This is a genomic window from Asanoa iriomotensis (assembly GCF_016862515.1).
In the GTDB taxonomy this organism is placed as follows: Bacteria; Actinomycetota; Actinomycetes; order Mycobacteriales; family Micromonosporaceae; genus Asanoa; species Asanoa iriomotensis.
Map to the genome: position 1 here is coordinate 42,115 of NZ_BONC01000061.1, position 7,259 is coordinate 49,373.

6 protein-coding genes are annotated in these 7,259 nt (G+C 70.6%); 3 read left to right on the plus strand and 3 right to left on the minus strand.

Translation table 11 applies throughout. The features are described from left to right. Positions 1 to 409: 409 nt before the first annotated feature. Both Air01nite_RS31535 and Air01nite_RS31540 read right to left on the minus strand, forming a co-directional pair. A complete protein-coding gene (locus Air01nite_RS31535) occupies positions 410 to 1,495 on the minus strand; it encodes a winged helix DNA-binding domain-containing protein (protein WP_203706994.1) in 1,086 nt (361 codons plus the stop codon). Between the two features lie 90 nt (positions 1,496 to 1,585). Further along, positions 1,586 to 3,748: an elongation factor G-like protein EF-G2 gene (locus Air01nite_RS31540; RefSeq protein WP_203706995.1), complete on the minus strand. Its 2,163-nt coding sequence runs from the start codon at positions 3,746 to 3,748 to the stop codon at positions 1,586 to 1,588. A gap of 163 nt (positions 3,749 to 3,911) precedes the next feature. On the opposite strand from Air01nite_RS31540, the gene pgsA reads away from it, so the two are divergent. From pgsA to Air01nite_RS31555, 3 genes are read left to right on the plus strand one after another with little or no spacing between them, the layout of a single operon-like run. Continuing rightward, the gene (gene pgsA, locus Air01nite_RS31545) at positions 3,912 to 4,553 is read left to right on the plus strand and encodes a phosphatidylinositol phosphate synthase (protein ID WP_203706996.1); all 642 of its coding nucleotides are present in this window, start codon (positions 3,912 to 3,914) and stop codon (positions 4,551 to 4,553) included. After that, the gene (locus Air01nite_RS31550) at positions 4,550 to 5,452 is read left to right on the plus strand and encodes a phosphatidylinositol mannoside acyltransferase (protein ID WP_203706997.1); all 903 of its coding nucleotides are present in this window, start codon (positions 4,550 to 4,552) and stop codon (positions 5,450 to 5,452) included. The genes pgsA and Air01nite_RS31550 overlap by 4 nt, the downstream gene beginning before the upstream one ends. A 13-nt stretch (positions 5,453 to 5,465) precedes the next feature. Further along, entirely contained in the window at positions 5,466 to 6,617 is a 1,152-nt protein-coding gene (locus Air01nite_RS31555; RefSeq protein ID WP_203706998.1) for a glycosyltransferase family 4 protein, read from the plus strand. A gap of 3 nt (positions 6,618 to 6,620) precedes the next feature. Here the strand turns inward: Air01nite_RS31555 and Air01nite_RS31560 are convergent. Continuing rightward, the coding region (locus Air01nite_RS31560; protein ID WP_203706999.1) for a GOLPH3/VPS74 family protein at positions 6,621 to 7,259 on the minus strand (639 nt) is incomplete at its 5' end.

Genomic DNA, 7,259 nt, shown 5'->3' on the forward strand with positions numbered 1-7,259 from the left:
CTTCCGCTGCCGCATGGCATCTACGTCCTCGGCGGCCTGCGTCCCGCGCTGGTCACGGCGCGGCGGCCCCGAAGGTGGGCTTCGCCTGCCGGCAGGCCGTGCCCAAGGACGAGCTGCTTCCGCCTCGGCCCCGACTGCTCCCTCCTCGTAATCCTGCGTCCCGCGCTGGTCACCGCGCGGCGCCCCAAGGCGCGGGCTTCCCCTGCCAGCGGGCCGTGCCCAAGGACGAGCTGCTTCCGCGTCGGCCGCGTGAGACGCGGGGCCTCGGCGGCACGCCGCCGAAATGATCGGCGGGTCTTCGGCGGCAACCCGAAAACCGAGCTCCGTCGAAGCACCAATCATTGCCAGATCAAAGACGTCGTCTTACGGCCGGGAGCCGGATCGCGCACCCAGGCCATGGCCATTGGCGTTAGACGAAGGTCACTGTCACCGGTAAGCCGGCGAAAGCTTCATAGCGTTCCACCTCCTCCGTAAGGGCCTTGCGTTGTCGGGCCGTTGGCTCGACGAATAGGTCGATCTCCAGGGTGATCTGCTTCGGGGTCGGGGTGCGCCGCCAGAAGGCGCCGATCTGGCCGTCGAAGGTGATCGGGTGGAACATCATGTTTTCGTTGTAGCGGCCCGGTGTCGGCGCCCGACCCTCCACGTTGTAGACAAACTTCGTGTCCGTGTAAGCCACCACATATTCGTCATAACCCTGCAGCAAGGAAGCCGCCGGCGGTGGAGCGGGCTCCGGGCCGTCCGAAGCGAAAAACAGGGTCCGCCCGTCGACCACCGTGCTGGTCAGGGCGTCGCCGCAGCCCTCGATGCCGCGTTTGATCTGGGTCACCGTCAGGCTTGACCACCATGCGAAGTCCTTGATCGACGCTGGCCCGTGGCTCGTGAAATAGCGCCGCGTCAGCTCGACCAGGCCCGCCTCCGGGTCGAGCGTGATCGGCGCCGGCACCCGCTCCGCGACCAGCGCATAGGTGTGCTGCTTGCCCCGCCGCACCCCGTTGGCGATCAACCCCTCCAGCTCCGCGAACATCACCACGTAGGCCAGCTTGTTGCCCGTCGCCGGCAGGCCGGCCGAAGCCAAGACAGCGGCCAGCTCCGGCCGGGTCAGGTGGTTGCCGCCGCTCAGCGCCGAGGTGATGACCGACGTGGTGCGGGCGGCGACGTCGGGGGACAGCCCGTGCATGCGGTTGTAGTAGCCGTTGAACACGTGGACCCGCGGGCCCGTCACCGCCTGGATCCAGCCGAGCTCCTCGCCCAGCACGAAATGCCACGTCGGTCGCAGGATGTGCGTGCGCAGAATGGTGCCGTCGTCCACAAGAGACTGCACCGAAGCGTCGGTGACACCGGGCGCGCACCGCTGGCCCAGCGACCACTTGGCCACCGCGTATTCCTGCGACTGCACACACCCCAGCCGCCGCACCACCGAAACCGGATCGGCGGACGGCGGCCCGGCCAGATGTTGCTGTGCGAGCCGCCGCTGCGCGATCTCGTGCCCATCCATGACGCCGAGTGTATGGACGACCACCGACAAAAAAGCCCGGGCGCGACCAAAGCAGAAACTGGCCGCGCCCGGACAAAGACGTGAATCAGCTCAGTGGGACGCCGCATGCTCCTTCCGGACGGCCTCGGCCAGATGGCTGGGCATCGGCTCGTACCGCGCGAACGAACGCCCGAACGTCCCCGCACCCGACGTCATCGACCGCAGCTCGACCGCGTAGCGCACCAGCTCCGTGGCCGGCACCTCGGCCTTGACGAACGTCCGCTCACCGCCGGCCGGGTCAGGCTCCGTGCCCAACACCCGGCCACGACGGCCCGACATGTCGGACATGATGGCGCCTACGTAGGCGTCCGGCACCCGGATCGTGATCTCGTCGACCGGCTCCAGCAGCGTCAGCAGGCCCTTCTCCGCGGCATCGCGAAGCGCCAACTGCCCGGCCGTCTGGAAAGCGGCGTCCGACGAGTCGACACTGTGCGCCTTGCCGTCGAACAGCGTGATCCGCAGGTCGACGACCGGATAGCCGGCCATTATCCCGCGCTCCATCTGCGCGCGGACGCCCTTCTCCACCGACGGGATGTAGTTGTGCGGCACCGAGCCGCCCACCACCTTGTCGGCGAACTCGAAGCCGGCGCCGCGCTCCAGCGGCTCCACCTCGATGTCGCACACCGCGTATTGCCCGTGCCCGCCGGACTGCTTGACGTGCCGGCCGTGACCCTTGGCGCCGGCGACGAACGTCTCGCGCAGCGCGACGCGTACCGGCTCGGTGTCGATGTCGGCCCCGCCACCCCGCAACCGGTCGAGGACGACGTCGGCGTGCGCCTCGCCCATGCACCACAACACCATCTGGTGCGTCTCCGGGTTGCGCTCCAGGCGCATCGTCGGGTCGCCCGCGACCAGCCGGCCGAGGTTCTTGGCCAGCGTGTCCTCGTCGGACCGGGTCTTCGCGACCACCGCGACCGGCAACAACGGCTCGGGCATCTCCCACGGCGCAACCAGCAACGGGTCGTCCTTCGACGAGATCGTGTCACCGGTCTCCGCGCTGCCCGACTTGGTGATCGCGCAGATGTCGCCGGCGATGCACGACTGCACCTCGCGCAGCGACGCGCCCAACGGCGAGTAGATGTGCGCGATCCGCTCGTCGGAGTCGTGGTCGGGGTGGCCGCGCTGCTCCATGCCGTGCCCGGAGATGTGGACGGTCGCCTCCGGGCGCAGGGTCCCGGAGAACACCCGCACCAGCGACACCCGGCCGACGTGCCGGTCGATCGTGGTCTTCACGACCTCGGCGACCAGCGGCCCGTCGGGGTCGCAGGTCAGCGGCGGCCGCGGCGAGCCGTCGACGCCGGTGACCACCGGCAGGTCGTGCTCGAGCGGCGACGGGAACGCCGAGGTCAGCACCTCGAGCAGCGCGTCGATGCCGACCTTGCTCTCGGCGCAGGTCGGGATCACCGGGTAGAAGTGACCCCGGGCGACGGCGGTCTCGAGGTCGTTGATGAGCACCTCGGTGTCGATGTCCTCGCCGGCGAGGTAACGCTCCATGAGCGTCTCGTCCTCGCTCTCGGCGATGATGCCCTCGATCAGCTCGTTGCGCGCCTCGGCGATCGCCGGCAGGTGCTCGGGATCGGGGTCGCGCACCTCGGGCGGGAAGCCCTTGCTGTAGTCGAAGACCCGCTGCGTGATCAGGCCCATCAGGCCGACCGTGGACACGCCGTCGTCACCGAGCATGGGCAGATACAACGGGAGTACGTTGTCGCCGAACACCCGCTGGCACAGCGCGACCGTCTCGTCGAAGTCGGCGCGTTGATGGTCGAGCCGGGTGACCGCGACCGCGCGCGGCATGCCGACGCTGGCGCACTCCTCCCACAGCGTCGCGGTCGCCGCGTCCATGCCGTCGGCGGCCGGCACCACGAACAGCGCCGCGTCGGCGGCGCGCAGCCCGGCCCGGAGCTCACCGACGAAGTCGGCGTAGCCGGGGCTGTCGAGCAGGTTGACCTTGATGCCCTCGTGCAGGAACGGGGCGGCGGCGAGACTCACCGACCGCTGCTGCTTGACCGCGGCCGGGTCGTGATCACAGGTCGTGGTGCCCTCGGTCACCGAGCCGGCCCGGCTGATCGTGCCGGTCGCCGCCAACAGCGCCTCGACGAGGGTCGTCTTTCCTGACCCGGAATGTCCGACGAGCACCACGTTGCGTACCCTGCCGGGCTCATCCACCACCGGCGCGGGGCCGGTGACTCCCTTCTCCTGACCCTTCTGAGCCATGGGGACCTCCCTGGGTGAGCTAGCTCACGTCATCTCTCGATCCCACACCCGCAACCCGCCGTACACAAGCCCGACCACAAAGGTGAGCAAGTGACGGACGACCCGCCCGGGAACAGCGGGCACCGTATCGTCACGGGCGCCGCACCGTTATCGTGGGTGCGCCATGGCGAAGATCTTCCAGGTGTCAGCGCGGGCCGCGATGGCCCACGTCGTCGAACCCGTCGCCCGGCGACTCATCGCGTGGGGCGTGACGCCCAACCAGGTGACGGTCGCCGGGACCATCGGCGTGGTCGGCGCCGCCGTCGGTCTGGGCGCGACGGGCCATTTCGTCGCCGGTGCGTTGGTCGTCACGGTCTTCGCCCTCGTCGACCTGGTCGACGGCACGATGGCCCGGTTGTCCGGTGGGTCGACCCGGTTCGGCGCGCTGCTCGACTCGACGATGGACCGCATCGCCGACGGCGCGATCGTCGGCACGGTGATCTACATCCTGGCCGGCCGCGGCGACCGCTGGGGCGTGGTCGGCGGCATCGTCTGCCTCGTCCTCGGTGCGGTCGTGTCCTACGTGAAGGCCCGCGCCGAAGGTCTCGGCATGAAGGCCAACGTCGGCATCGCGGAGCGCGCCGAACGCCTGATCATCATCGGCGTCGGCGGCCTGCTCGCCGGCTTCGGCGTCGCGTGGGGGTTCGCCGCCGCCGTCTGGTTCCTGGCCGTCCTCTCCGTCATCACGATCATCCAGCGCATCGCGTACGTGTACCCGCAGGCGAAGGAACTCGACGCCGCCGATCGCGCCCGGGTCGCCGAGTGAACCCTGTCGACCTCGGCTACGCGGCCGGCTGGAAGCTCGTGCGTGGCATGCCCGAGCCCGTCGCGCGCGGGCTGTTCAACGCGGCCGCCGACTACGCCCATCGCAAGGACGGCAAGGGTACGCAGCGGCTGCGCGGCAACCTGCGGCGCGTCGTCGGCCCCGACATGCCCGATGAAGAGCTCGACGAGGTCGTACGCGCCGGCTTACGGTCGTACGCCCGATATTGGAAAGAGGCCTTCCGCCTTCCCTCCCGGACGCACCAGCAGCACCTCGACGACTTCCGGGTCGCCAACTGGCAGATGCTCGTCGAGCTCATGAACACCGACGGCGGCGGCGTGATCATGGCGCTCAGCCACTCGGGAAACTGGGACACCGCCGGCGCCTGGGTCACCGCGATGGGCTGGAAGCTGACCACGGTCATGGAGCGGCTCAAGCCCGAGTCGGTCTTCGAGCGGTTCGTCGAGTTCCGCCGCAGCATCGGCATGGAGATCCTCCCGCTGACGGGCGGCGAGCGGCCGCCCTTCGACATCCTGGTCGACCGGCTGCAGGCGGGCGCGGTCGTGCCGCTGCTGGCCGATCGGGACCTGTCCGCGCGGGGCGTCGAGGTCGACTTCTTCGGCGGGCGCACCCGGATGCCGTCGGGTCCCGCGTTGCTGGCGATCCGCACGGGCAAGCCGTTGCTGGTGATCGACCTGTGGTACGACGAGGAGTCGCTTCGCGGCTATGTGAACCATCGGGTGGAGATACCCGGCCCGGAAACGGGCACGTTGCGGGAACGGGTGTCGGCCGTGACCCAGGAGATGGCGAGCAAGTTCGAGGCGTCGATCGCCCGGCACCCGCAGGACTGGCACATGCTCCAGCGGCTCTGGCTGGACAAACCGCCGGCCCCGGAGGTCTGAGGAGGTGGGCAGCATGCGGATCGGCATCGTGTGCCCTTACTCCTTCGACGTGCCGGGCGGCGTGCAGAACCACGTCCTCGACCTGGCGCAGGCGCTGATCGCCCTCGGGCACGAGGTGAGCGTGCTGGCACCGGCCGACGAGGACGCCGCCGCCGAGCTGCCGTCGTTCGTGGTGCCGGCCGGCCGCGCGGTCCCGTTCCCGTACAACGGTTCGGTGGCCCGGATCGCCTTCGGCCCGATCTCCAGCGCCCGGGTGCGCCGCTGGCTGGCCCGCGGCGACTTCGACGTGCTGCACGTGCACGAGCCGCTGGCGCTGAGCCTGTCGATGCTCGCCGTGCTCAACAGCCGGGGCCCGGTGGTCGCCACGTTCCACACGGCGATGACCCGGTCGCGGGCGCTGTCCGCGGCACAGGGCGTGCTGCGGCTGGTCCTGGAGCGGATCACCGCACGGATCGCGGTGAGCGCGCTGGCCCGGAAGGTGCAGGTGGAGCACCTCGACGGCGGCGCGGTCGAGATCCCGAACGGTGTCGACGTCGCGCGTTACGCGGCGGCGTCGCCGTTGCCCGGTTGGCCGGGTTCCGGTGGTTCGCTGGGCTTCCTGGGCCGGTTCACGGAGCCGCGCAAGGGCTTCCCGGTGCTGCGGGACGCGTTCGTGGCGCTGGCGCCGTCGCGTCCCGACCTGCGCCTGCTGGTGGCCGGCCCGGGCGACCTCGACGAGCTGCGCTCCGGGCTGCCGGCGGCTCTGCACGACCGGGTGACCTATCTGGGCCTGGTGTCGGAGCCCGACAAGGCGCGGATGTTGCGCAGCGTGGACGTCTACGTCGCACCGAACACCGGCGGCGAGTCGTTCGGCATGATTTTGACCGAAGCGATGGCCGCAGGTACGCCGGTCGTGGCGAGCGACCTCGACGCGTTCCGCCGGGTGCTCGACGGTGGCCGGGCGGGGCGGCTGTTCACGACGGGCGACGCGGCCTCGTTGGGCTCGGCGCTGGACGCGCTGCTGGACGCGCCGGCCGAGCGCGCCGCCCTGGTCGACGCGGCACGGTCGGCGGTCGCGGGTTATGACTGGCCGGTGGTGGCGTTGCGGGTGCTGGAGGTGTACGCGGCCGCGATCGAGGCGACCGACGGGCGGGTCATCGACGTGGAGTGGTCCGCGGACCGCTGATCGTCAGCCGCTGGTCATGAACATCGTGGTGATCGCGATGATCGACACCTGGACCTCGTCGAGAATCTCCCGCACGGCGGCGACGGGCCAGGGCTCGGCCGGCTCGGAGACTTCGGCGAGGCGGCGCTCGACGGTGGCGCGGGCGACGCCCGGAAAGGCTGACGCGGTCAGGCCGGTGGCGAGGGCGAGGGTGGCCAGGGTGTGCGTGCGGGTGTCGGTGGGCTCGCCCTTGACGAGGAGATCGAGCTTGGCGCGGGTCGCGGTCTCGGCGTCGGGTTGGCCGCCGTTGGCCGAGGGATAGCGGGGGAGCGGGACCAGCAGGACCCGGTGCGGTTCGCGGCGGAGCACACCGCGGGCGACGAGACCGTCGAGGACGAGGTCGCGCAGGCCGCCCCGGATGCCGTCGAGCAGCTCACCGGGGGTGGCTTCCCGCCCGTACCCGGTGATGCGCCGCAGGCCGTGGTCGAGCACCGGGTCGCCGGTGGCCTTCGGGTCGGTGACGCTGACGCGCCCACCGGAGAGCGAGATCCGCCCGGCGGCCGCGAGCTCGACGAGCACCGCACCGGCGAGCCCGTAGTCGAGCGTCCCCGCGTCCTGCGTCGGTGTCCCGTCGTCCTGGTAGCCCAGCAGCAGCAGATCCTC